Source organism: Candidatus Accumulibacter vicinus, from assembly GCF_000584955.1.
Lineage (GTDB): Bacteria > Pseudomonadota > Gammaproteobacteria > Burkholderiales > Rhodocyclaceae > Accumulibacter > Accumulibacter vicinus.
This window is the reverse complement of record NZ_JDSS02000052.1, coordinates 15,136-40,590: the sequence shown is the minus strand read 5'-3', so window position 1 is coordinate 40,590 and position 25,455 is coordinate 15,136. Positions and strand designations below refer to the sequence as shown.

Genomic DNA, 25,455 nt, shown 5'->3' with positions numbered 1-25,455 from the left:
CAGGTCTACTGCGATGGCTCTCCCTAGTTTAAGCGGAGTGTTGAACGCCCCGGGCCCCACAGGGTGAAATTCCCGCTCACCAGGTGGAAGTGATTCAAATGATAATGATTCTCATTCTCAATTACAACTGGCCAAGAACAGATGATAATGATTCTCATTTAGCGGACAGACATCAGCCAACTGATAATGATTCTCATTTACCCGCGTTTCGCGATGTGAGGATCTCGGCCAGATGATGGGAGAACGACGGGCCGCGATCCAAGAAGGTGAGAATGAGAATCATTCTCAACAACCTGAGGTACTTCACTAAGATGATAATCATTCTCACTCAACCAAACAAGAGTCGCCTACCACAAACCAAGGCAAATGTACAATAACTTTTTCTTATCAAGATTGGCAAATCAATAAAAATCTTTTATTGTACTTTTCCAATATATGTGTTATAATCTAATCATGGTCAGGTAAATAATAACTTGGTCAATCTGGCAGGACCAACCAGAGTCCTTTGGTCCAACGTGAAAAGGAAACCATCATGAAAACCATTGCGGAAGTGTTCGCCCAAGTCGGTATCAAGGTCAAAGAAGCGACGCTCGCCGAACTCGAGACTCTGCTGCAGGTGAAAAAGCAACCGGTTGAGCGCAAAAAGTACGTCTTCAATGGAGACGCCTTCGAGGCCAAGACCCCGCTGCAAATGAAGCAAGCAGTCCTCGCCATCAAGGACGCAGGTGAAGTTGACCTGAAGACCTGGGCAGAAAAGCTGCAGCGTTACGAAGGCTTCAAGACGCAGCAACCGGTTGAGCGCATCGTCGCCTTCTACAAGAAGCGCATGCTCAACGAAGGCCTCGTCCGCGAAGCGCATGCTCAACGAAGGCCTCGTCCGCGAAGCGCATGCTCAACGAAGGCCTCGTCCGCGAAGCGCATGCTCGACGAAGGCCTCGTCCGCGAAGCATAACAAGCTGGTTGAGGTCCCGGGAAACCGGGACCTCCCTTTAATCCCTTGGTCTGCGCGCCGAAGGATTACAAGGAGGTCTTGGCCGGCGAAGGGTCGGTTCACGCGTCCGAGATGCTATCGTGAGTGGCATCGCTCCGCCGTAGGGTGTACGGTAATCGTATTAATGGAGGTTAACATGTCAAACACAGATGATTGGCTGAATGATGTTCAATACGCCGCTCTGCAACAATTATACCACAACTTCAATGATGCGTTTATACAATTGCCAGATTACATACGGGCCGCTTATTACGCACGGCTCTACTCTAACGGAGGTTAACATGGCACTAGTTCTTATCGCCTGCGTCATTACAGGTACAGTCCTCGGTCACCGCGTCGCTGTCAGCTTAGGGGTGGCATCATGAGCGAGCAGGTTTACGTCGTCGTCCGCATTGAGGACGACTACCCTTGGAACCCGATGAAGGTTATCGGCGTCTACAGATCAGTGGACGTTGCGCAGGCAATGGCCCTCGAGTATTTCGATGACGAAGAGGCGCGGGTTGACACAGCTGATCCGATGCACGTCTTCAGCGGGTGGGCAGATGCCTACATCGAGACATTCGACCTAGTAGGGTAGAACCACGGCTCAGTGGCCACAAGCTGCTGGGCCGTAATTGTTTTCACGGAATATGTTATTTCGCGTATTCACGCGGGATAAATTGCGGAGTATAATAATTATACCTCAATCCTGAGGTTAACGTGTAAAGGAGCTTTCATGGGTAGTAATACATCTGCCAAGTACAACGTACAACATGGCAAGGGAGCCCTCAACAAGCAGGCTGTAGCAGAGAGTGTGGTATTCACGCATGTTATAGGTTGCTGGGATGGGAAATGGCTCAGATTCGACAACATGGCCGTCGCCAAGCAGGTGATGCCACTCGACCAACATCATCTGATATTTATAGACTACGCGGACCTGCAGGCGCGCTTCCCTGGCGGCACGCACAAGCTCCACGAGCTGGGTAGACGCTTCGGCTCTAAGAGCGGCAAGGAATTGTGGGCCTCTCTTCTGCTACAGTCTTACGACCCACAAGCGCGCTATGACGACATCATAGAGACGCAGCAGCATGTGAAGAAGACCCGCGGTCGTCCTGCAGGTACAAAACGTTACCGGCGGAAACTCAGTTATCTCTTTGTCTACGACGAGCACAACGACGCCCACATACAGGGTTACGCTCGGCTGCCACCTCAAGCGTGTGCGGTGTTGGACGTCCTCACGTCTGCTATGTACGACCGCTCTTCGCGTGTCTTCACAGAAGGGGAGTTGCAAGAGCTACTGGAGACTAAGAAAGAAATGCTGCACACCAAGCAGTCATCGTGGCGCATCTGGCAATACTACCGCGGCACGCTTATCAGCAAGGGGTTTATCCGCTTCGCCAAGGAGGGAGATAAATGAGTAGCTTCTTCGAACGGCATCCGTGGGTCGCGCTCCTTCTCATCCTGCTAGCCTTCGGCTTTGTGGGTACAATGGATTACGAGGACGCTCGCAAGCAGGAGTGCGCTCCGCGTAACTACAACGCGCAGAGGGACGCCTGTGAATAAGGTATGGATAGCCGTCATGACGGTAGGTCCGTTCATCTTATACGCCCTTGTAACCATCATCGTAGGACTTCTCAAGCATGGCTGACACCTTACAACTTCCGGACAAGCTGATCGTGGCCTCTGGCACAGAAGAGCCTTCATACGTGTATCAGCTCACGCCAGCGCGACAATTTTACTTAACCGACTGCGGCCGAGGATTCGCCGTCAACGTGCTTGACGACTTCCTCCAAGCAGCCATCAACGACGGGCTACCATTCGCCATGGTTTGGTGCCCACAAAGGGAGACGATACACTGATGGACGATGCAGATATTACCCAAGAATGGCTGGAGCGAGAACAGATGCTTCGTGATAGAATTAGGCAACGGCCTCCAGCCTACGGCCCGGAAGAGTGCGACCAGTGCGGTGATGAAATGCACACTATCCGCCGGCAGCATGGGTTCCGCCTGTGTGTCGAATGTCAAACGCTTCGTGAACGTAATCAAAAGATGTGGAGGGTGGAATGAAACCAATGCTTGCAGCAAAGACAGATGGCAAGGGTCTTAGCTACCCACTCCTGGCCTCGCCGAAGCTCGACGGTGTTCGGGCGTTAATCATCAATGGCGTCGTCATGAGCAGGTCGTTTAAGCCGATACCAAACGCACACGTGCAGGAGCTATTTGGCAGGCCTGAATACACTGGCCTTGACGGGGAGCTGATTGTTGGCGCACCAACTGACAAGGACGTCTACCGTAACACAACTAGCGGTGTGATGTCCCAAGCGGGCGCACCAGACGTGTCGTACCATGTATTTGATAAGTTCGACCACACTGGTGGCTTCCATGCTCGACTGCGTGCATCACAGGAGATTATCGGACGGCTGAACCCGGTCATTCCAATCGTGCCTGTGGAGCATCGCTTCATTGCTTGTGAGCAAACACTCACGGCACTCGAAGAGCAGTATCTCGCGGCTGGCTACGAAGGTGTTATGCTACGGCACCAGAACGGTCCGTACAAGCATGGCCGCTCCACTGAGCGCGAAGGCTGGCTGCTGAAGCTGAAGCGCTTCGACGACTCTGAGGCCGTAATCCTCTCGGCATACGAACTCATGCACAACGCCAATGAGGCTACGCAGAACGAGCTGGGCTACACCGAGCGATCATCCCACAAAGCCGGCATGGTCGGTAAGGGCGTACTCGGCGGCCTATCTGTTCGTGACGTCTACAGCGGGGTGGAATTCGACATCGGCACCGGGTTCGATCAGGCCACTCGTGAAGCCCTTTGGAAACAAAGGGATCAGTTGCCCGAGCAGGTTATCAAGTACAAGTTCTTCGCGTCTGGTGTAAAAGACAAGCCGCGATTCCCCGTCTTCCTCGGATTTAGGAGTGATCTGTGACAACCATCGTAAAAATTCAACGCAGCCTGGTCACGAACGCTGACAAACGTCAGCAGCTTATCTATAACCAAGAGCGCACGTTTATGCAGCAAACTGACCTCGATCCTGCCATTGACAAGCTGATGGGCGCACAGGACAAGGTCTACGCGAAGGCAAAAATCCATAAGGGCCAGATCACGGTCCTTGGTCTTGTTCGACCGCAAGCGTGGTAGGAGATTATTATGCAAGAAGAATACGTAGTTGTGCATAAGTGTAGCCACATCGGTGTGGCCGGGACAACGCCTGTGCATGTGAAACGGATGACTGATGGAACATTCAAAGCCCGCTGTGGTATTGCCCTCATGGGTACCACCAACATGGACGAGGCCGAGTTCAAAGCTTGCAGGTATAATCCATTTCACCCTGAGTTTCACGACAATTGGGCCGAAGGAGACGGAGCGACTGAAGAAGAGGCCCTGGCGGCGCTAAAAGCGGACATGCAGCAAACAGCTAATAGCCTCTGGGCGTTCTAACGCGACAACTTGCGGAAGAATGTAATAACGGGGTTTACTTCACTTTTATGTGGTGTATAATCTTACTCATGGACACAACATCCATATTCAACGGAAACCCAACCTCTTAAGGAGAATCATCATGGCAAAGGCAAAAGTGGCAGCTACCGAAACCGAACAAACCACCGGCGAAAACACCGCTGCTGAAAACACCGGCGAAAACACCGCTGCTCCGGCGGAAAAGGCCCCCAAGGCTGCTCGCGGCAACGCCGACAAGTTTGTGTTCCAAAAGGACCTGGCTGAAGGCCAGAAGTTCGCCCCGCAGGCGCTCCTGATCGTCAAGCACGTCAAGGCCCACAACTCGATCACCCGCGACCAGCTGTGCGGAGAGCTGGCCAAGGATCCCGAATTCAAGACCAAGCAGCCGGTCGGCCGCATCGTGTCGTACTACCAGAAGGACCTGGTCAACGCCGGTCTCTTCACTATCGAGAAGTAACCCGCCCACCCAAAGGACCTCCATCCTTCACGCAGGACCGCTCCCCGCCTGGGGTATCAGGGGAGCACCTTACACGAAGCGTTCTCATTGAGTGCGTTTCGCCTTAAGGTTAACCAACAAGGAGCTCATCATGCAAGTTCGCGTAGTTAAGCGCGGTGATGATCTTGTTCTCCAGCAGCTCGTCCAGGTCGAGGAGACCGACGAAGATGGCAACGTTGTTGCTCGTCCGCTGGTGTGGCAAGACGTACCCACTGTCGAAGAGGAGTAAGCCATGGCCCAGTGTTACTGGTCTGGTAATCCGCTGCCGAAAGACGGCTTCAAGGCTCTGGACACGGCTAAGAACAATCAGAAGACGTCTCGTGCGGCTCCGATTGCGATGAAGCCGAAACACCCGGCCCCGATCACCTCGTAAGACCTCCAACTAGTTTTCGCGGGCTCCGGCCCGCTCTTTTAACCAACAAGGAGCTCATCATGCAAGTTCGCTACGTCAAGCGTGGTGATGATCTTGTTCTCCAGCAACTCACGCTGGTGTGGCAAGACGTCCCCACAGTGGAAGAGGAGTGGGTCATGTCCAAATGCAAATGCAACTGGAGCGGTAACCCCATTCCGCAGGACAGCTTTCGGCCTTTGGATACAGCAAAAACAAGCGTGAAGTCTTCACAGACCAATTCGCAGGTGGTAACCAAACCGAAACACGCCCCCCATTAGTTAAGTAGCAGTTGCCAGTCTCTCCATACTGGCTTTTCGCGGGCTTCGGCCCGCTCTTTTAACAACAGTGAGATAGCTTCATTATGGCAAATATACGCGGCAAAACCATGGACAACACCCACTTGTCCATCGATCAAGCCGAAACCCGTGGGTTCATTCATCGTGACTATATTGCGCACTGTCTGCGTTGGTCGCATGTGGCAAAGTTCATGGGCGAGAAATCTCGCTACAAGACTGCAGACCTGCTCGACATCGGTTGCGGCCGGGATCTTCCCCTGCTTCGGCTGCTGTATAGCAGCAAGATGATTCCTGATACTGGTAGCTATACCGGCATTGACATCAACAAACTCGAAGCCCCCTTCAACCTTGGTCGCTACCCGCACGAACTCGTCGGGCAAACTGACGTCTGTGAATGGAACGATAATGGCTCAACCTTTGCGGTAATCACCTGCTTCGAGGTACTCGAGCATGTTGAGCCGGAGCACAGCTTCCGTATCCTCCAAAGGATTGCGAGTCTACTTGAGGATGACGGTCGCGCGTTCTTCTCCACACCGTGCTACGATGCCTCTGTTGGAGCAGCTGGCAATCATGTGAATGAGATGTCATTCGACGGTTTGCACGCACTCATTGATGCCGCCGGTCTTGAGGTCGTGCAAGTCAATGGCACGTTTGCCTCAATTCGTGATTATCAGGGCCAGCTTGAGAAGGATGGCCACGGGCCCCTGTTCAACCGCCTGCGTGACTACTACGATACCAATTACCTGGCGACAATCTTTGCACCCTTGTACCCGCACCTTTCGCGAAATGCGATCTGGCGCGTACGCAAGCCTCAAGGTATCGTCGGTAACAAGCACGAACTCGGCAAGACCATTCCGGCGCTTGCTGACGCCGCAGGTGCTTCGCACTCGTCGTCGGACAAGTGGACCGATTTCATCAACCAACTGCTGGAGAAGCAACATGGATAAGCTCGTCAACGACGTACACGATTTTCACGCCAAATTCGGCCTGGACTCCCTTCAACCCGGTTCTCCGCAGCACATTGATGATGCTGAGTTGGTTCTCATGCGGGCCAACTTTATGCTGGAAGAACTTGTCGAGTACGCGCAGGCTGTTGGCCTTGAGCTGACTGTGACCGAGGAAGGCGTGGAGTTTACCAAAGCTGAGCCGTTCGGTAACGAGCCGGTTCTTCGTGACCTGGAAAAAGCCCTTGACGGCCTCGTCGACCTGGCCTACGTTCTGGCCGGCACCGCGCTCTTCCATGGTTTCGGCAACAAGCACGAACTCGGCAAGACCATCATCGGCGAAGCCTGGCAGCGCGTGCACAATGCCAATATGCGAAAGATTCGCGCCACTAGCGCAGAAGAATCCAAGCGGAAGTCTGGCTTCGACGTAGTGAAACCCGAAGGCTGGCAGCCGCCCAAACTCCACGACCTGGTGGGAGGCAACTAATGACCAAGCCGACAGGGATTATCATTATCGATGGCCCTGACGGCAGTGGAAAGTCAACACTGGCACAGCGGTTGGTAGAGCAGTACGATGCTGAGTATCTGCATCTAACCTACCGCTGGCCGAATAATATGTTCGACTACCACACAGCAGCTATTCATTGGGCGGGGAAACGTTCCAAGGATAAGCTGGTCGTCATCGATCGTTGGTGGATGAGCGAGCTGTGCTACGCAAATGCATACCGCAATGGCTCTAAGTGGCCATTGATGTATCGCATGTTGGATCGGATAGCACTCAAGTATGGTTGTATATACGTCTATTCACTTCCCGAGAATATCCGAGACCACCTGAATGCCTATGAAGGCCTAAAATTGACCAGGGAGGAGATGTATAAAGACATTTCTCCTGTCGTGATTGAATATCACAAGCTCTGGGACAAGGTAAAGACGTGGCCACACGTACGTCGATACGATTACCAAAAGCACGCGCTTCAGGGCTGTGGGGAGAATACCGTAGACGCGTACGCTGCAGCCCTTGTAGCCGACTTACAGGCTTGGCGTGCCGAGCAGGTTGACCTTGCCCTCGATCCGGCGAACTACAACCTAACGGGGCACATCTCACCGGCGAAGTACCTGCTGGTTGGTGACAAGACGAACCCGCGTAAGCGCCACGGTAAATGGTGGCCATTCCACGATTATGCGGCGTCGAGTCTCCACCTGGCCCAGACCATGGAGCGCTTGGGCATACCTGAGCATGAGTGTCTGTATACCAACTACAACAACTCAAAGGCGGAAACCAGTTACTTGGTACATAACTTCGAGTTGCACACAATTGTATTCGGGTCTGCGGTATTCGATCCACTGGTTCGTGACTTCGGCGGCGGCTCCAAGGCGTGGAAGATTCTTTCCAATCCACAGAACGTCGTTCACCCTGCGTACGACCTTCGGTTCAGGAGTGGTAAGACACTAGCCTGTGACCTCGGCAGCGCAGTTCTAAGATCTGAAGCATACGGGAGGTTTCCAACATGACACCAGTCGATCAGCTGATATTGCATATACCCGATAAGGGGCTATACGGTGATTGTCAACGAGCCAGCATTGCTAGTCTGCTCGATCTACCAATTGACGAAGTACCACACTTCCTGTTTGACAATACGCAGGACACTAACGAATTTAACGCCAGAATAAATAGGTTTCTAGCACCCCATGGTCTTGGCCACCTAGAGGTTTGTGCTTTTGAGTTTACGCTATGGCACCCACAAACCTATCACCTCATCTACGGACCAACAGATCGAGATACCTGGCACGCCGTTGTTGGACGCAATGGCGAAATAATTCATGACCCACACCCAAGCAAATCTGGTCTCGACGCCGCTCGTCGGGCGGAGTGGACATACGGGTTCTTAATCGCTACAAGGAGGTTTCCAACATGACAGACGTCAATCTAGCCTGGACAGCTCTGCTCGAGAACATCATGAGCGCAGGCCATCTCACTCATCCACGTGGAGTGCCCACCAAGGAGATTCTCGGTTGTAAGTCGGTTATTTCCATGTGCAATCCCGTGATCACCATCAACGAGCGGGCGCTCGGTTATCGCTTCCTTCCAGCTGAGGCTGCATGGATCATCGGCGGCTACAACACCGTTGACGACATTCGCCCGTACTCCAAGGCCATCAGCAACTTCTCCGATGATGGTGCGTTCTTCTTCGGCGCGTATGGTCCGCGTATCAAAGACCAGTTGCCACATGTTATCGCAGCCCTACGTCGAGACTTCGATACCCGGCAGGCTGTACTCACTATCTGGCGCGAATCGCCGCCGGCCTCCAAGGACATCCCTTGTACCGTAAGCCTTCAGTGGACTATCCGCGATAACGAGCTCCATTGCTTCGCTAACATGCGGTCATCAGACGCCTGGCTTGGCGTGCCATATGATTGGTTCAACTTCTCGATGGTCAGCGCCTATCTGCTACTGTGGCTGCGCAAGCTGGATACAAGGTTTGGAGAGGTGCAGTTGGGCAACTTGCACTTCTATGCGGCTAGCCAACACCTGTACGCTACCAATTGGGATGCTGTTCGAGAAATTCTCGACAAGCCAACATCGTTCTTTACCATCGAGCCACTGAACGTTGATGAGTTCAAACATCCAGAAGACCTCCGTTGCTGGTTATGGACGGTCGCAGATAACGAGTTCATTGGCAACCAACGATTCTTGATGGAGCTGAGGAAATGAGACCTGACCATGCTACCTACTTCATACGAATGGCCGCACTTGTCGCTACGCGAGCGACTTGTCTACGTCGCGCTGTGGGTGCCGTTCTGGTTAATAGCCGCCGCCATGTGCTTGCTACTGGCTATAATGGTGTGGCCGCTGGTCGCCCTCACTGCAACCATCATGACATGTTCGAACCAGTGGGCTATCCTCACGCGTGCCAGGGCGCAACGGCGCCGTCAGGGCAGAAATTAGATGAGTGTGAAGCTATTCACGCCGAGCAAAACGCATTACTGCAGTGCCGCAACGTTTTTGATATTGACACGTGCTACGTAACAGTTAGTCCGTGCATACATTGCGTGAAGCTATTGCTAAACACTAGCTGTAAGCGAATAGTTACGCCAGCCCTGTACGACCAACGAGCAGCAACGCTGTGGACTGACAGCGGTCGTGAACTAGTTATCATCCCTGATGCAATTACGCAGGTACAAATGGAGTTAGATATATGAGCGATTGGCAACCACAAGCAAACTACCCTGACCTGCTTGGCGCCAACTATATCGGCATTGACTGCGAAACCTGCGATCCAAATCTACTTGAGATGGGGCCAGGAGACATTCGCCGTGATGGCAAGCTTGTTGGCATCTCAGTATCGGTACCCGGCTTCAAGGCCTACTATCCGATAGCCCACGAGGGTGGAGACAACCTGCCCAAGGACACGGTCATCCGGTGGCTTAAGCGTCAACTTGCTGGCAATGAGCCAAAGGTCGGGGCGAACATCATTTACGATCTAGGCTGGTTGGAGTCTGAAGGCATCAAGGTGAATGGGCCCAAGCATGACGTGCAGGTAGCCGAGGCCCTCATCTACGAACTCCATGCGTCTTACAGGTTGGAGGCCCTCGCACAGCGCTACCTCGGCGAAGGTAAGGACGAAACCCTGCTGAGGCAGGCGGCCCTTGAGCGTGGTTGGAAGACTGAGAAGCAAGTGAAAGCCAACCTATGGCGTTTGCCTGCTCGGTTTGTCGGACCGTACGCTGAACGTGACGCAGATGCTGCTCGTGAGATTCTCATGCTTCAACTGCCGAAGCTCGAAGAGAACGAGCTCATGGAGGTGTACGACATCGAGTGCCGTCTCATTGACGCTCTTCATGCTATGCGCATGCGCGGTATGCCCATCTCCTATGAGAAGGCTGAACGGGCTGTGGCTGAGCTGACTGCGCGCCAGCAAGAGGCTCAATCGGCCGTTAACCATTTCGGTAGCGGACTCATTGACGTCTGGTCAAATCAGGCGTTGGCCGCTGCCTGTGAGAAAAATGGCTGGGCGTATCCGCGTACTGAGAAGGGTAATCCGTCGTTCACTGCCGACTGGCTGGCAACGGCCGACTCTGACTTCTTTAAGAATGTTCTTCTCGTGCGGCAGTTGAATCGGAGCTCGAATGTATTTATACAGGGCAAGATCCTCAATGCCTCCGTCAAGGGGCGTGTTCATCCGAACTTCAAGCAAACACGTCGAGATGACGGAGGCACAAAGTCAGGACGGTTATCTAGCTCCAACCCCAACATGCAGCAGGTACCAGCACGACACCCCATTCTAGCACCCCTGGTCCGCGGCATCTTTGTTGCAGATGATGGCTACGACTTTGGCATGTTCGACTACTCGCAGCAGGAGCCTCGTGTTACCGTGCACTACGGCTACCTTCGTGGGTACAAAGGGGCTGATGAGGCTCGTGAGAAGTACGTTACCAATCCGCGCACAGACTACCACCAGCTGGTTGCAGACCTTATGGAGCAAGCGTCTGGTCGTGCCTGGGGTCGTAAGGTGGCTAAGCCGATTAACCTGGGCCTGGCTTACGGCATGGGCAAGAACAAACTGGCAGCACAACTCGGCGTTGCCGTTGACGAGTCAGGTCCGATCCTTGACGCCTATCACAAGGCGGTTCCATTTGTACGAATGCTCGGTGACGAGGCCACACGGCAGGCTAAGCGCCGGGGCTACATTCGTACAATCATGGGCAGACGTCGTCACTTCCCTGGTGGTGAGTTCACGCACAAGGCCCTGAACGCCGCCGTTCAGGGCAGCTCTGCTGACATGGTGAAGAAGGCCATCGTCGAAGTACATGAGGCTGGGCATACGATCTACAATACGGTGCACGACGAAATCGACTGCCCGGTGCGTATTGGCGATCGTAAGCATGCGGCTGAGATTCGTGACATCCTTATCAACGCCATGAAGTTGGAAGTTCCTCTCGTCGTCGACGTTGAAGTCGGCCCGAGCTGGGGCGAATGTGAACTAATCGAGGTGTAGCATGGAAAAGAGACCTGGCGTAAAGCGCCACAACTTCTGCGACCTGGACATCCAGGACATTCGGTGTTTCGTAGTCTACATCGAAGAAGGCACATCGACCGCGGCCGGTAAACGTCTGAACATGACCCCTGCCAACGTGATCTATCGGGCAAAGGTTATCCAGAAGCATATCGGTATACCGATGTACCTGGAATCTGCAACACACGCGTTGCCACACTCTGGCGGTCGGCACTTCACGGATCTCACTGAACTCGGCAAGATCGTGTTTACGATTCTGAAGGACATCCTCCAGCGCTACGACAACCTGGTTGAGCTCATGCGTGCGTATAATCCGACTCCCGGTAATACCCGGATGGAGACAACACATGGTGTGCCGTTCAACATGAATCCAGCAATCCCGCAAACGGCCGAGGCTGAAGCCGGCGCGGTGACAGTCTACGACCAAATCAGAACTAATTTTCCGGGGGTGTTCGGTGAAGGAAACGTCAATTTCTACCCTGTTAAAGAACAACTGGCCAAACGTCTTACTCGAACGGATTGAGTCTGTTGCCGGTTCTGGTCTAGCCGACCTGAACTGCGTGTACAAGGGATTTGAGTTCTGGCTAGAGCAGAAGCTACTCGACAAGCGCGGGTCATTCGAGATTCGTCCTTCGCAAATCGCGTGGCATATCCGCCGTAAACGGGCAGGCTCAAAAACCTTTGTACTCGGGCGCGACCTGTCAGAGTTGCGATTGTTTGCTTTATCCGATGACCTGGAAACCTGGCGTGTAGTATTTCGTACCAGTAAGCCCTTCGACTATGATGGACTATTGCGCGAAATTATGAAACATCGGGATATTCAAGAGTCATTATTCGATGTATAATATAACTTCCTAATCGTGAAGGAGATTCTAATGGAAGACCTGTTTTCCCAGATGGCGGCTGACACTGCCGCAGCCCCTCAACAAGAGGACCTGTCAAAGATTGCGGCGCTTGCTGACCAGCAGCGCACACTCGAAGACCGCGTCAAGAAAGGCGAGGATTACCTGAAGCAGCTCAAAGAAGAGTTGCGTAACATTCAGGAAGTTCAGTTGCCCGATGCTATGCTCCAATGCGGAGTTCGTGAGTTCAAGCTCGAGAACGGCTTGAAGATTAGCATCAAGAAATTCTATCAGGGCAAGATTACCGACGACCACCGTGATGAGGCGTTTGGCTGGCTTAAGCAGAACGGCCACGATGACATCATCAAGAACATCGTCAATATGCAGTTTGGTAAGGGCGAAGATTCCAAGGCCTCAGCAGTTCTCGAATTGCTGCAAGCTAATGGATACGTCGCGGTGAACGAAAAGTCCGTGCATCCGATGACGTTGAAAGCCTTTATCCGGGAGATGGTCGAATCAGGCGCAGACCTTCCGCTCGAGACCTTTGGCGTCTACATTGGCAACAAAGCCGAAATCAAGTAAAGGAAACCTACCATGGCTACAAAGGCAGCAGCAAAAGAAACACCCAAGACAGAAGTCGCAACGGTGTCCAACAACCTTCCCGCAACTATGGACGCGTCCATGCTGGCGGCTGACGCAGGTATTGGTCGTGAGCAAATGTCCATCACGGATATGGCTCTACCGTATCTGCGGATTCTTCAATCACTCAGCCCGCAAGTGAAGAAGTCCTCGCCTCAACGTGTAGACGGAGCAGAAGAAGGCGACATCTTCAACACAGTCACGCAAGAACTGTTCGCATCCGAAGACGGTATCAACGTCATTCCGTGTGCATTCCAAAAGGCCTGGGTTGAATGGGCACCTCGTGACTCTGGCGGTGGTTGGATTGCGTCGCACAGCAACGACCAAATCCTCAATCATTGCAACCGTAACGAGCAGGGTTTCGATGTGCGTAAGGACAATGGCAACATCATCGTGCCGACGTTCTACTACTACGTTCTGATGTGCAAGGAAAACGGCGGCTTCGAACCAGCCATCATCTCCATGGCTCGCACGCAGATGAAGGTTGGTCGCAAGTGGAATAGCCTCATGTCCAGTCTGCAGGTCATGGGCCCGCAAGGTCTGTTCAACCCGCCGATGTTCGCGCAAAAATTCCATGTTACCACCGAGGCTGTGTCCAACGCCAAGGGTGAATGGTGCAATTGGAAACTGCGCGCCACCGGCCTGGTCGATGATGCTGGTCTTTACCAGGTCGCGAAGAAGTTCGCTGAGCAGGTCCGCACTGGCGCCGTTAAGGCGCGGGTTGACATAGCTGAAGGTGACGATGTCGATACGCACGGGGACAGTGGCGTATTCTGATATTCAGTCAATAGGCGGCGGGCTTCGGCCCGTCGTCTCCTTTAGTGGTGGGCGGAGCTATGACAGAACAAGTAGATAAATTCATGGACCTGTTCCACGGGCTAGAGCGCGCATACGGGACGTTTGAGATAACGAATTCTCGCGAGCGCGACGGCAAAAAGACCGGGAAGGTCCGCAGTATTCATAAGCCAGTCACACGTGACATCTGGCTACAACACCTCAACGGTACGCAAGCCATTGGCATCGTGCCTATTAGAGATGACTCCACCGTCCAGTTCGGCGCGATAGACATCGACATCTATTCGAACATGGACCACGCGACCATGGCCAAGAAGATCGAGGATCTCCGAATGCCCTTGGTCCCTTGCAAGTCCAAGTCTGGCGGTTTGCATGGCTGGATATTCCTTAGTGAGCCAACCCCTGCCGGATTGGTCCAGCGTAAACTACGCGAGATGGCTGCGGCACTTGGCCACGGCAAGGCAGAAATCTTTCCAAAGCAGTCTGAAGTTCTTCCAGATCGTGGTGACATCGGTAACTGGATCAACATGCCATACTTTGATGGTGTGGCTGGCGGTCGCCATGGCATCCGTCCTGATGGCCACATCATGGATATGGACGAATTCACGCAGACTGCGTACATCAAGAGGGTTACTGCAGATGAACTCGAATCTTTTGGTATTCAGATTAAGGATGACTTTAGTGATGGCCCTCCTTGCCTGCAGCACTTGGCGACACAGGGCTTTCCTCAGGGCACGCGTAACAATGGGCTCTATAACCTGGGCGTTTACGCGAAGAAGTCTGCTCCGGACAGCTGGGAAGGTAAAGTCGAAGAGTATAACATCCAGTACATGCAGCCGCCACTGGGTATCTCTGAAGTCAAGGAGCTGCTCAAGTCCCTCAAGAAGAAGGATTACCAATACACTTGTCAGCAGGTGCCCTGCTCAAGCCATTGCAACTCGTCTGTTTGCCGTGGCCGCAAGTACGGTGTTGGCGACCATGCTGGCATGCCAATCGTCACCAGCCTTACCAAGTACAACTCGGTTCCGCCCATCTGGTTTGCTGACATTGAGGGCGGTGGCAGACTAGAGCTGGAGACTGAGGACATTCAGTCACAGCACCGATTCCAAAGGGTTTGTATGGAAGCCCTTAACATGATGCCACCTGTTATGAATGGCAAGGCCTGGCAGGTTATGATTCAGAGCCTCATGGAAAACGTGACTGTTATCGATGCGCCTAATGACAGCTCGCCTAAGGGCCAGCTCATGGAATACCTGGAGCGGTACTGCACGCAACGTGCGCAGGCCCTCTCTAAAGAAGAGATTCGCCTTGGCAAGCCGTACACAGAAGACAGCCGGCACTACTTCACCCTGTCTGGGTTCATGGCATTTCTTGAGCGGCACAAATTCAAGCTCATGTCAATGCATGAGATTACCTCGTACCTGAAGAATGACCTGAAGGCGAAGCACCACTTCTTTAACATTAAGGGTAAGGGCACAAATGCCTGGTCGATTGCCCAACTAGGACAAGAGACGAAACTCGATGTCCCGAATACGTGGAAAAACGGAGGACCATTTTGAGCAATGTAAACATTATCGTCGGGCCACCTGGCACCGGCAAGACAACCACCCTTCTCAATCTGCTTGACGAGTATCTTGGCAAGGGCATAAGGCCTAAAGACGTTGGGTATATCTCGTTCACTGTTAAGGCTGCGGACGAAGCCAAATCGCGAGCCACTGAGCGCTTCGGCTTTCGCAAGGATGAACTCCCTTGGTTCCGAACGCTCCACTCGCTGGCATTCCGCTGGTTGAGACTCGACACAAAGATGATTATGAAGCGCAACCACTATTCTCAAATATGCGAGAAGCTCGGTATCGAGTATAGTGGCTTCATGGTTATGGATGAGGGAGTTATGCTTCCAGGTGGATATGCCGGCGACCGTATGCTGTTTCAAGAGGGACTCGCACGAGTGCGGATGCTCTCTCTTGAGGAGCAGTATAATCGCTCCACAGAGGACTTCTCCTTTTCCGAGTTGTCCCGACTCAAGAGTACGCTTGAAGCCTACAAGGATTCGTATTCGTTGATGGACTTCAACGATATGCTTACTCTAATGTTGGCCGAGAAGAATCTACCGCGCTTCAAGGTGCTATTCATCGATGAGGCGCAGGACTTATCCCGTCTGCAGTGGGCGGTGGTCCACAAACTTATTGCCAATAGCGAGCAGGTATACATTGCGGGTGACGACGACCAGGCCATCTTTGCTTGGGCCGGCGCAGACCCTGACTCGTTCATCAGCATGCCTGGCAACGTAACGACTCTGGCTAAATCATACCGCTTGCCCAAGGCCGTGCATCGACTGTCTGAGGCCGTTATCCGCGGCATATCCAACAGGCGACCAAAGGCTTTTAGTTCTCGCGATGAGGAAGGCCTCGTGTCCTTTGTCTCCGACATCTCCGACATCGATATGTCACAAGGCGATTGGCTGGTACTCGCCCGCAATAAGTATTTGCTGAACCCTGCCGAGCAGCTCTGCGAGATGGAAGGCTTCGCCTATGACTCGAAAGATTCCCCGATGCGCACAGACCAGGCGGCAGCCATCCGCGCATACGAGAACTTGCGAGCTGGTAAGGACATTACCGATGACGACCGCGCTCTGATCAAGAAGTATGGGGCCAAGGTTGACGGGACTGGACCGATATGGCATGAGGCCTTTACACGCATAGGTCAGGACGTGAAGGATTACTTCATTGCCTGCTTGCGTCGTAAGGAGTCTATCACAAAGACGCCGCGCATTAAGCTGTCAACGATCCACGGAGCCAAGGGTGGTGAGGCCACCAATGTGGTTATCTACTCCGACATGAGCTACAAGTCGTTTGAGGAAATGACCAACGACCCGGACAACGAACTCCGCGTGTTCTACGTTGCGGCCACACGGGCCAAGCAAAATCTATTCATCATTGAGCCAAGGACACTAAATTCATTCAATTGGGTATAATCAGATGACTTCCTCCATCTCGGAGAGTCTCGGATAATATACCAGCCTTATTATACCCATAGACCACTTTCATCCGAGGATATTAAAATGCCCTCAATAAATAACCAAGCCGCTAGAGGTGGTTTGGCTTTGCAACCCTTGTCACGTGGAGGTTCACCGTGTCGCTACCTGAAAAACTTACATTCAAGACTACCCCATTTGCACACCAGTTAGATTGCCTTGAAAAATCCTGGTCCATGAAGAACTACGCCCTGTTTCTAGAAATGGGGTGCGGCAAGTCGAAGGTATTGATCGACACCGCAGCTGCGTTGTACCACGCGGGCAAGATCGATGCGGTTCTGCTTATTGCCCCTAAGGGCGTGTACATGAACTGGGTGGACAAGGAGCTTCCAACACATTGGCCAGATGACATCCCAATCATCAGCAGTTATTGGCAGTCCCCGGCCAAACCTGAACTGCAAGACGAATGGCGTAAGTTCAAGACGTTCAAGGGCCTACGCTGGATGAGCATGAACGTGGAGGCGTTTAGCTACGAGTCAGGTCTCAAATTCGCATCGAGTTTCATCAACGCGTACGGCGAACGTCTGCTCATTGGCATCGACGAATCTACCACGATCAAGAACATCTCGGCGCAGCGTACGAAAAACATTATAGCCCTTGGAAAGAAGGCTGCGTACCGTCGTATCATGACTGGTGACCCTGTGCCCAAGGGTCCGATTGATATGTACAGCCAGTGCTGCTTCTTGAGTCCACACCTCCTAGGTTACACCAGCTTCTATGCCTTCAGGGCACGGTACTGCATCATGGTGGAGCGTACTGGCGGCAATCGTTCGTTCAAGATGATTACAGGCTATCAGCGCCTCGATGAGCTGAAGGAGTCCATCAAGCCGTTCTCATATCGCGTCACGAAAGATGAGTGCCTCGACCTGCCGCCTAAAGTCTACCAGACCTGGGATGTTGAGCTGTCGAAGGAGCAACTCAAGCTGTACAAGCAGATGAAGGACGAGGCTGTGGCGCTGCTACGCAGTGGTGAGGTAGTTACCGCGCCGATGGTCATTACCCAACTCTTGCGACTCCATCAGATCACATGCGGTTTCCTCAAGACGGATGATGGTACAGAGATTGACCTACCCAATCCCCGCATTGATGCGCTCATGGACGTCCTCGCTGGAATAGGTGGAAAGGTTATCATCTGGGCGACGTACCGTAACAACATCAAGAAAATCCTCAAAGCCCTTGAAGACGAGTATGGTAAGGAGTCTGTCGTCAGCTACTACGGGGACACGGATAGCGAGGAGCGGCGAGCCGCAGTCCAAGGGTTTCAGAATGGGGCCGTTCGTTTCTTTGTTGGTAATCCGGCGACCGGGCGCTTTGGTCTGACGCTGACAGCTAGCGCGTCAGTGGTCTACTTCAGCAACTCATATGATCTGGAGCATCGTACACAGTCTGAGGACCGCGTTCACCGCATCGGGCAAACAGCTAGCTCAGTAAACTACGTCGACCTCGTATGCAGAAACACCGTTGACGAACGCATTATCAAGGCCCTGAGAAGCAAGCGCAAGATTTCAGCGATCATCAACGGTGATGAACTGAGGGAGTGGTTTAGCTGATATTGCGTTCGAATAGGAGACAAAGATAGGTGTGTGTTTGAGATTGCGGGCCAGACCGATATCAGAACAGATAGATGACAGGCGGTTCAGCAACGAAGACCCGCAGCACCGTGTGCGGTTAACGCTCAACTCATGTCATTGCCCAAGGCGGCGCGCTGGAGCGTCGAGCATAGCGCACAGTTCAACTCGATACCCGTTGATCGCAGCACATGCAATCATCAAAGGCGCGGCCAATAGCCGCAACGGACATAGCGCCAGCACCCTATTGACTCTTACTGTTCGGACGTACTCATCAGTCTCAGATAGCAGTGGGCGCATAACTAGACTCCTCGGTAAACAGTGCGCGGTGGCGTGTGCGTTGCTACCCCTCCCAGGATTGAACGCACCATGCGAATGCACTGGTTCGCCTCATCCAGCGCGCTACGCAAGCGCGCGTTTTCCAAACGCAATTGTACGAGTGGGTTGTCATCCGCGTAGTTACCTCCAAGCCAGTCGTCATGCCCCGCATCGTCGCCGTCATGGGGCGCCTGTACCCCGCCGTCAATAAGCGCGCTGAGTTTATCAAGATCAATTTCCATATCTTACCTCACATGGTCCTTTAGCCAAGTAGCGGCGGCGATAAATACGCCACCTACACTGATAATGAATGTAATCGCTCCTGCCACAAATGGCAGCATGATCTTACTGCCACGCCACACAGTTACCAATTCCTGCACCGCCGGAGCTAGCGGTGATTCTTCTGCAACATGGGCACGCAATTCCGTGTGTAGTGCACCCACTGCTTCCGACAATTGATCAATCTTTTGTGCAATACCATCTATACGATGGTCAAGACTATCAACATCCACACTCCAGGGCGCCCCCCGGTGCTCTGTTCCATCCCACTTTTCCATACCCTATCCTCAAGATCCAATATCCGCACGGCTTACTTCAATCCAGAAACCGCCATAGTACCGCAGCGTGATGTTGTCCCAGCCGTTGTTACTCCTTAATAGCGTTTTTACGCCCTAAAATTTGCTGCTCCTCTTTCTGGAACAGAGCGTCGTACATCGCTTGCTGCTGTATGCGCTCCTGTTCTTCTACAACCATGTGGCGCAGGAATTCGGCGTGGAATTCTTCGAGCTTTTCGTCGCTCCAGCGGGTGGCTTTTTCAAGCATTAACAGTCGCTCCAGCGGGTGGCTTTTTCAAGCATTAACAGTCGCTCCAATGATGAAAGCAAAAAGTTCGTCATACCTCAGGCCGTACCGATTACCAGCGGGGCGATATTCCTCGAGTACGTTGCCGTCGTCATCTCGCCGCTCCGGGATCTCCGGCCACTCGTCGTAGCAGAACATCCCGTAGTCTCGGGCGTCCAGTCCCTCCGCCTCGAACGCCTGCCTCACCACCTGCGCGGTCACGCCGAAGTGCCAGCGGGCCTTCGATCCCTTGACCTTCACTGCGTCCTTGAATCGGTAACGGCCGAATGACGCCTTGATCGCCGTCGCCACACGCCTTTCGGCATCCAAGACCTCCTGGATGTCCTGCTTCTCGCGCGCGTCCGACGTGTTGATTGTGCCCGTCCCGGCATAGACCGTGCTCCACCGATTCGACGCACCGCCCAGAGTCCGTGCGTTGTCTGACATAGGGCTAAAAGACGTGCTGTCGAATGCGTATTGATCAGCGGCACCAGTGCGTATGTAAATACGCGACGTCGGAAAGTAATAGTACAACTCCCCTTCCAAATTTGCGCCGCCGGCTTTGGCAAAGGCGAGGCCGGCAGAATTGGACGCTCCGGCGGCCAAGGTAATTAAGTTATCTGCTGCTGAATCGACAAACATGCGGGTATTGCTGTTCGGGGAAATACCGGATACGGAATATTCAAAATGGAATTTTGCTGCCGGAGTAGCGAGTGAACTACCTCCTAACTTAAACCTGTCAGACGTTTTATCATACTGAAAGCGGTAGGAGTCGGCTCCCTGCTCAAAGCATCCACCATGGGCAAACGCGCGCGTCGAAGAAAACGTGTTTGTAACCGTGGGGTCGTTGTACCACGTCGATGCACCCTCAACTACAACGTCGGCCGTATATGCCCCTGAGCACGCACAACCCGTCACGTGCGCCCGGCTGTTGTTTATCAGGTAGATGTTGCGCGCGTTATTCTGCAGGTCGCAGTGGTCGATATGCCCGAAGCCGCCAGCAAAGTAGACCCCGGCGATTACGCCGTTCTTGACGGTTGGCCGATTGACGCCGGCCGAACCGCCGTAGCCGAAAGTGACTTCGGACATGCCATAGGCAACAAGATTGTAGTACGCCCCGTCGTGGATTCCTCCGGATACAGCGAGCCGACTGTGGATGCTCGCCATCAACCCATCGTAGCCACAGTTGTAGGTATGTACGTTCTCGGCGTACCCGACGCAGTGGTAATCCCATATAGCCCCCGTCCCCGTCCCCGCCGGCCAGTTCTGGATTTTGATGTCGTAGACGGAAACGGTCATGTAGTTCTGAAAGTACAGGCCGATACCGCGAGCGCCGGGCGTCGTCCCGTCAATGAAAGCCGTCGGAACGTTCGGATGTCCGCCTACAGACGGCCCGCGTACGGCGATCGCGTTGCGAGAGCGCAGTCCTCGAACGTAGGTCTCTGCGGTGTAGGTTCCGGCAGCGAGCTTGACCGTCCATGATCCTTCGAGGGTCGGTCCGTACCCCACCATCGCATCAAATGCCGCCTGGATCGTAAGAAACGGCTGAGAGGCGGACAGACCATCGTTCGCGTTATTGCCAGAAGTGGAAACGTAGATCGTATTGTGGTCGTACACTCCGGGCGCGACGTGAAACACATCACTGCCGCGCTTGATGACTCCCGGACCAACGTGGCGCACGCTGTGCAGGAGTGCGACGCTGGCGGTCGTGAGATACGTCCCCGCCGGCCAATAGAGCCATGCGCCGGCCGCAAGCGCCGCGGTAACGGCGGACGATAGGGCAGATGTTGCGTCCGAAATCCCGTTTCCTGACGCGCCGAAATCAGTAACGCTCAGGATATCGCGCATCTTGGAGGAGGCCGTTCGGGCTACTGCGCCAGATCCGGATTGGACAAATTCTGTAACAGCCGTGGCCGTATAGTGCTCGTCAATGTACTGCTTATTAACCGCATCCTGAGGATCAACCGGATCAGCAACGTTCTTAATGACCTTGGACTCAGCCTCCCAGTAGTCTGCCGTCGCATCAAGCGTAAACGAGTCTGCCAAGTAGTCCTGAACAGCCATTGTAAGCTTGTCCAGTGCCGCCTCGTGAATCTCCGCCGGGAAGTCGTCGTTGGTGATATAGTCAACCAACTGGTTCAACGCGGTACGACGCACGAAGCGTACATTGCCAGTCGCAGAAACAGGGGCAACAATAAATGTCACAGTCCCACCGCCAGGATTCCGGACCCCGGTCAGGCTGTAATCGGTTCCAAGGGATTTAAGGACGAAGACGGAACCCGATTTGAGATATACGAGCAGGTCTGCTGCGTCATCAATCTTGAACGGGTAGGTGAAATTGACCGTCACCCCATTGCCGTTATGGGTAACAATCCGAGTGGTGGTCGAAATTGTCATGGCTTTACCTTTTGCTCAAGTTGCTGTACGCGGTACTGCAGCAGATGGAGTTGATCTTCGGCCAGGTTGACATAAACCTTACTCCGATGTTATTATAGATTGTACCATGGTTATTAACCCTAGTGCTCGGAATTTATCTGCCACCGTACGGAATAACCTGAGTCGGTGGCAGATAGTAGTGCTGCCCGCTCTCGCGTTGAATTCGCTGCTCCATGCGGCTCAAATAGCCAGGGTTAACCGTCTCCTGTAGGTTGTGCAGGAACAGATAGTCCAACGCAGCACGCGTATAAAACAGATTCGCGAACGGTGTGTTATTCATCATGAATCGCAAAGACTGACCAGCAACAGAGTCTCCCTCCTTGGCGCGAGAGTACAGCCGCGCAAGATCCTCGAACTGTCCAACAGTTGGCCCAGATAGCGTAGCGATTGCTGAATGCCCGTACTTATTGAACTCACCAAACACGAAGTCGCCGTAAATACCCAAGCCACCACCTTGCGTCATAGCTGCGACGATGGTCTTTGGATCAGTGGGATCCTTCGGAGTACGTCCTCTAACCGTGTCCTTAGCAACCATCGCCAGGTAACCGAACACGGTCGAGGCAACCATGATATGGGCCAATCCAGCGTAGTCCGCTTTGCCCTTGAATAATGCCTCACTGAACGATTCGGCCCCATTGCCATAAACGAACGGCGCCATACCACGACGAAGAACTGCAATCGGGAATGACTTGAACTGCATGATGAAGCGAACGGCCTCACCGAGCGGTGTACCTGCCTGGGTTCCAAGGGTTAGGAGACTTTGGACGCGGGCATCCGGATGAGGGATGGCAGTTTCAATCTGGTCGGTCAAATAGGTCCTAAATTTGACTTCTAGGTCATCCCTGAGCTTTCTTAGTTCTCGGGAGGACTCGGAGGATATATCTAGGTTATTAAGACTATAGACCTCTTTCATCCGAGATTCATCTAATCCACCAATTCTATCTGGTGTGAGATACCAGTCACCGTCCCGTTCCCAAGCCGTAGAACGAATTGCATTCCACTCGCGTTCATTGATGTCGTAGAGCTTGAACATCCGCTTCGTGGCATCTGGCAGGGTTGCGAAGTCCATATCCTTCAGGCCGCCAAGGTGGTTAGACAGCATCACAGCCACGCCAGATTTATGGGCATCGTTCCACCAGTTCATCATGTTAAGCTTGAAGAACTTCTGCTGCAACTTAGCCATGCGGCCTGGGATATTATCTTCAGCCGCAAAACGGCTAGCAATATCAGACAAGATGCCCTGGAAGCCAGAGCCTACGAGCCTAGCAATCTCCTTCTGTTCAGCGTCGCCACGACCGCGCAGTACATTTGCAAACGCATTTGAGTAGGCTTCAAACAGACTTACGCCGTTGTACTTCAGGGCAGCAGCTTGGAACGGGATGTCCGTGACAGATGACACTACCGCCGAGCCCAGCTTCGCCAGGTTCTGAAGCACGCGAATACCTGAGCCCCAGGCCGCCAGTGTGCGGTTAGCTGGAATACGAGCCGAGCCATCGATCTGTTTGTACAGGGCCTCAAGCGACCAGTTATTGAGCTTGTCGAAAGCCTCAGGGTCGTTACGCGCAGTCTCCTTCAGTTCACCGATGAGCGTCTTGAACATCGACTCGGGGTTCGTGCCGAAGCCCTCCATCAAGGCTAGATTCTTCGAGGCCGATTCTACGCCCCACAAGATGGACTCACGGAGACTGCCTTGCCCGAAAGCCTCGTTGTACTTCAGCCACGAGTCAGCGTCCTTGAAGTGAAGCACCCGATTGGCGCTAATCTTCTTAGCCAGATTACCTGGACCAGTAAACCCAAGCAGCGCCGCTGCGTCATCAGCAACTTCCTCGCCGCGCTGCTTCATATGCAGGCCAGTCGAGAATCCCTTGTAGGCCTCTTCCAGAAATGGAGCTACCTCCATGTTGCCGAACGTCTTTTCCTCATTCAGCAACGGCAATACGAATTGTGTCCAGGCTTCTTGGCCGGCGGTGCGAATTCGACCCACGTCGTGGGACTGACGAACGATATACCCAGGCATCATGCGAATATGGGCCCCGGCCCGGTTCTGCATGCCAACCAGTTCCGTTTGCGCGGCGTTAATGATTTCGGCGATTCCAAGGGCTTCTTGGTTTTTCGTGATGCCGGCACGCCCTTCGCCTAAGGCCCACAGCTCCCTGGCGATGTCGTCGTCCAACTCGCCAGACGTGAAGAATGGCAGCAGCTTCTTCTGCTCGAGGCTATTGATCAGTTTGCCGAGGACACCGTTAACGATCGACTTCTCACGCGCATCGATTGACAGCTTGCCGCCCTGACGCAGTTTGACCCCGCCACCAAGGTATGCAAGCAGTCCCTCAGCCTTATCCTGAAAACCATCCAGGTAACCGTATACCTGCTCCTTGATTCTAGCATTGATGAGCGCGTTGCGCTTTTCAATTAGGGCGGCTTCCTTCATGGCGTTGGTCGCGCCGTCAATGGCGTTGAGCACCTGATCCTCGATGGACTCAAGCTTGCCCTTAGTCTTGTTGCGTTGAACGACCTTATCGATCTCTTCCAGTAGGACTTCTGCGTCCTTATCAGACAGCCATTCCCCGGCCGACTGACGAATCACGTCAATACAGCCTGCGTAGCCAGTCTTCTGAGATGCGGGTTTCTTCTGTGCCATGTTATTTCCTCAGCAAGCAAGCCATACCTTCAACCATGGCGGCTCGCAAGTCATCTGCCTTATTCAAAGCATCATCTGCCTGTTTGAGTCCATCAACCTGAACATCTCCGTGCTCTTGTGCAAGACGTGATTGTTGGTAGTCAATCTCCTTTTCCAACTCCATCATCTTGCGAGTCTTGGCTGCGGGTTCATAATACTCAGCGGTGTCCTTGTGAGTAGCCAGAATTTCAGCCTCAAAGTTCTCGGCCACATCGTCGGCCGCCCCAGTACGAGGAGCCTCCATGTGCTGCTTTGCCTGGTCTAGGACTTCTTTGCCAGAGGCTGCTGTGAACTCCATACTGTCATGCGGGCCAATTGGCCCTGACTGCACGGCTCTGCCAGCGTCAGGAGAAACCACATCCCGCAATACGGGAACGTCTTCGCCCTTCAATTTAGCTTCACGGGCCGATAGCGCGTGCATGGACGGCTCAACCTGCAGTGCTCCCAGTTCTTTGCCGAAAGACTCTTTGGCCTGCGCCTTAATCTGCGCGCGAATCTCCTGACCGTAGGCCCTGGCTTGTTCAGCCGTGTAGCCGGTGTGCTGCATCACAAACTCAAGATAATCCGCGTCACGCTTCGACAGTTGCTTTGTCGCGCCAATGATATACGCAGCCTTGTCCAGGTCGCTCGCGAATTCAAGCCCGAACAGTTCAAATCCATTCCGGCCCGCACCATAAGAGTATCGCGGCTTCGCACCAGCAAGGTCCTTTGGTAGAGGAATATC

Annotated in this window: 27 protein-coding genes; 21 read left to right on the top strand and 6 right to left on the bottom strand. The window is 53.4% G+C overall.

The annotated features are described in order from the left end of the window. The first annotated feature begins 532 nt into the window (after window positions 1-532). The 21 genes from CAPSK01_RS20365 to CAPSK01_RS20250 all read left to right on the top strand — a co-directional run bounded on the left by CAPSK01_RS20365 (window position 533) and on the right by CAPSK01_RS20250 (window position 18,439). Window positions 533-952 carry a hypothetical protein gene (locus CAPSK01_RS20365; protein WP_034931214.1) on the top strand — a complete coding sequence of 140 codons (420 nt, stop codon included), beginning with the start codon at window positions 533-535 and terminating at the stop codon, window positions 950-952. Window positions 953-1,352: 400 nt separating this feature from the next. After that, complete coding sequence (locus CAPSK01_RS20360) at window positions 1,353-1,568, top strand: hypothetical protein (RefSeq protein ID WP_034931211.1); 216 nt, start codon at window positions 1,353-1,355, stop codon at window positions 1,566-1,568. 138 nt (window positions 1,569-1,706) lie between these two features. Next, on the top strand, window positions 1,707-2,387 hold the full coding sequence (locus tag CAPSK01_RS20355) for a hypothetical protein (protein ID WP_034931207.1): 681 nt from the start codon (window positions 1,707-1,709) through the stop codon (window positions 2,385-2,387). Window positions 2,388-3,034: 647 nt separating this feature from the next. Next, on the top strand, window positions 3,035-3,907 hold the full coding sequence (locus CAPSK01_RS20340) for a hypothetical protein (protein ID WP_034931196.1): 873 nt from the start codon (window positions 3,035-3,037) through the stop codon (window positions 3,905-3,907). Further along, window positions 3,904-4,119 carry a hypothetical protein gene (locus CAPSK01_RS20335; RefSeq protein WP_034931192.1) on the top strand — a complete coding sequence of 72 codons (216 nt, stop codon included), beginning with the start codon at window positions 3,904-3,906 and terminating at the stop codon, window positions 4,117-4,119. The genes CAPSK01_RS20340 and CAPSK01_RS20335 overlap by 4 nt, the downstream gene beginning before the upstream one ends. Window positions 4,120-4,128: 9 nt before the next feature. Then, window positions 4,129-4,419, top strand: coding sequence for a hypothetical protein (locus CAPSK01_RS20330; RefSeq protein ID WP_034931188.1), 291 nt, complete (start codon window positions 4,129-4,131; stop codon window positions 4,417-4,419). A 121-nt stretch (window positions 4,420-4,540) separates the two neighbouring features. Next, a complete protein-coding gene (locus CAPSK01_RS20325) occupies window positions 4,541-4,894 on the top strand; it encodes a hypothetical protein (RefSeq protein WP_034931185.1) in 354 nt (117 codons plus the stop codon). Window positions 4,895-5,024: 130 nt separating this feature from the next. Continuing rightward, entirely contained in the window at window positions 5,025-5,162 is a 138-nt protein-coding gene (locus CAPSK01_RS24230) for a hypothetical protein (protein ID WP_273704197.1), read from the top strand. 203 nt (window positions 5,163-5,365) lie between these two features. Continuing rightward, a complete protein-coding gene (locus CAPSK01_RS24225; RefSeq protein WP_273704196.1) occupies window positions 5,366-5,602 on the top strand; it encodes a hypothetical protein in 237 nt (78 codons plus the stop codon). 107 nt (window positions 5,603-5,709) lie between these two features. Beyond that, on the top strand, window positions 5,710-6,567 hold the full coding sequence (locus CAPSK01_RS20315; RefSeq protein ID WP_034931178.1) for a class I SAM-dependent methyltransferase: 858 nt from the start codon (window positions 5,710-5,712) through the stop codon (window positions 6,565-6,567). Beyond that, a complete protein-coding gene (locus CAPSK01_RS20310; protein ID WP_034931176.1) occupies window positions 6,560-7,051 on the top strand; it encodes a nucleoside triphosphate pyrophosphohydrolase family protein in 492 nt (163 codons plus the stop codon). The genes CAPSK01_RS20315 and CAPSK01_RS20310 overlap by 8 nt, the downstream gene beginning before the upstream one ends. Continuing rightward, window positions 7,051-8,076, top strand: coding sequence for a hypothetical protein (locus CAPSK01_RS20305; RefSeq protein WP_034931175.1), 1,026 nt, complete (start codon window positions 7,051-7,053; stop codon window positions 8,074-8,076). The genes CAPSK01_RS20310 and CAPSK01_RS20305 overlap by 1 nt, the downstream gene beginning before the upstream one ends. A gap of 400 nt (window positions 8,077-8,476) precedes the next feature. After that, entirely contained in the window at window positions 8,477-9,277 is an 801-nt protein-coding gene (locus CAPSK01_RS24220; protein ID WP_273704195.1) for a thymidylate synthase, read from the top strand. Window positions 9,278-9,761: 484 nt separating this feature from the next. Beyond that, window positions 9,762-11,561, top strand: coding sequence for a DNA polymerase (locus tag CAPSK01_RS20285; protein WP_034931165.1), 1,800 nt, complete (start codon window positions 9,762-9,764; stop codon window positions 11,559-11,561). Window position 11,562: 1 nt separating this feature from the next. Beyond that, window positions 11,563-12,102, top strand: coding sequence for a LysR family transcriptional regulator (locus CAPSK01_RS20280; protein ID WP_034931162.1), 540 nt, complete (start codon window positions 11,563-11,565; stop codon window positions 12,100-12,102). Window positions 12,103-12,139: 37 nt separating this feature from the next. Beyond that, entirely contained in the window at window positions 12,140-12,424 is a 285-nt protein-coding gene (locus tag CAPSK01_RS20275; protein ID WP_034931159.1) for a hypothetical protein, read from the top strand. A gap of 30 nt (window positions 12,425-12,454) precedes the next feature. Further along, entirely contained in the window at window positions 12,455-13,003 is a 549-nt protein-coding gene (locus tag CAPSK01_RS20270; RefSeq protein ID WP_273704194.1) for a hypothetical protein, read from the top strand. Between the two features lie 12 nt (window positions 13,004-13,015). Further along, on the top strand, window positions 13,016-13,837 hold the full coding sequence (locus tag CAPSK01_RS20265; RefSeq protein WP_273704193.1) for a hypothetical protein: 822 nt from the start codon (window positions 13,016-13,018) through the stop codon (window positions 13,835-13,837). Between the two features lie 59 nt (window positions 13,838-13,896). After that, window positions 13,897-15,414 (top strand): hypothetical protein, encoded by a 1,518-nt coding sequence (locus CAPSK01_RS20260; RefSeq protein ID WP_034931154.1) that lies wholly within the window; start codon window positions 13,897-13,899, stop codon window positions 15,412-15,414. Then, window positions 15,411-16,829 (top strand): ATP-dependent helicase, encoded by a 1,419-nt coding sequence (locus tag CAPSK01_RS20255; RefSeq protein WP_034931152.1) that lies wholly within the window; start codon window positions 15,411-15,413, stop codon window positions 16,827-16,829. Before CAPSK01_RS20260 ends, CAPSK01_RS20255 begins: the two co-directional genes overlap by 4 nt. A gap of 158 nt (window positions 16,830-16,987) precedes the next feature. Then, window positions 16,988-18,439 (top strand): DEAD/DEAH box helicase, encoded by a 1,452-nt coding sequence (locus CAPSK01_RS20250; RefSeq protein WP_273704192.1) that lies wholly within the window; start codon window positions 16,988-16,990, stop codon window positions 18,437-18,439. 320 nt (window positions 18,440-18,759) lie between these two features. On the opposite strand, the gene CAPSK01_RS24215 is transcribed toward CAPSK01_RS20250, so the two are convergent. The 6 genes from CAPSK01_RS24215 to CAPSK01_RS20235 form a co-directional block, all read right to left on the bottom strand. Then, window positions 18,760-19,017, bottom strand: a complete 258-nt coding sequence (locus tag CAPSK01_RS24215) for a hypothetical protein (protein ID WP_273704191.1) — start codon at window positions 19,015-19,017, stop codon at window positions 18,760-18,762. 3 nt (window positions 19,018-19,020) lie between these two features. Beyond that, the gene (locus CAPSK01_RS24210) at window positions 19,021-19,332 is read right to left on the bottom strand and encodes a hypothetical protein (RefSeq protein ID WP_273704190.1); all 312 of its coding nucleotides are present in this window, start codon (window positions 19,330-19,332) and stop codon (window positions 19,021-19,023) included. 88 nt (window positions 19,333-19,420) lie between these two features. Further along, complete coding sequence (locus tag CAPSK01_RS24205) at window positions 19,421-19,597, bottom strand: hypothetical protein (RefSeq protein WP_273704189.1); 177 nt, start codon at window positions 19,595-19,597, stop codon at window positions 19,421-19,423. A gap of 27 nt (window positions 19,598-19,624) precedes the next feature. Beyond that, window positions 19,625-22,012 (bottom strand): glycosyl hydrolase family 28-related protein, encoded by a 2,388-nt coding sequence (locus tag CAPSK01_RS20245; protein WP_034931145.1) that lies wholly within the window; start codon window positions 22,010-22,012, stop codon window positions 19,625-19,627. A 133-nt stretch (window positions 22,013-22,145) separates the two neighbouring features. Beyond that, window positions 22,146-24,692, bottom strand: a complete 2,547-nt coding sequence (locus CAPSK01_RS20240; protein ID WP_034931141.1) for a hypothetical protein — start codon at window positions 24,690-24,692, stop codon at window positions 22,146-22,148. Window position 24,693: 1 nt separating this feature from the next. Further along, the coding region (locus CAPSK01_RS20235; RefSeq protein ID WP_034931138.1) for a hypothetical protein at window positions 24,694-25,455 on the bottom strand (762 nt) is incomplete at its 5' end.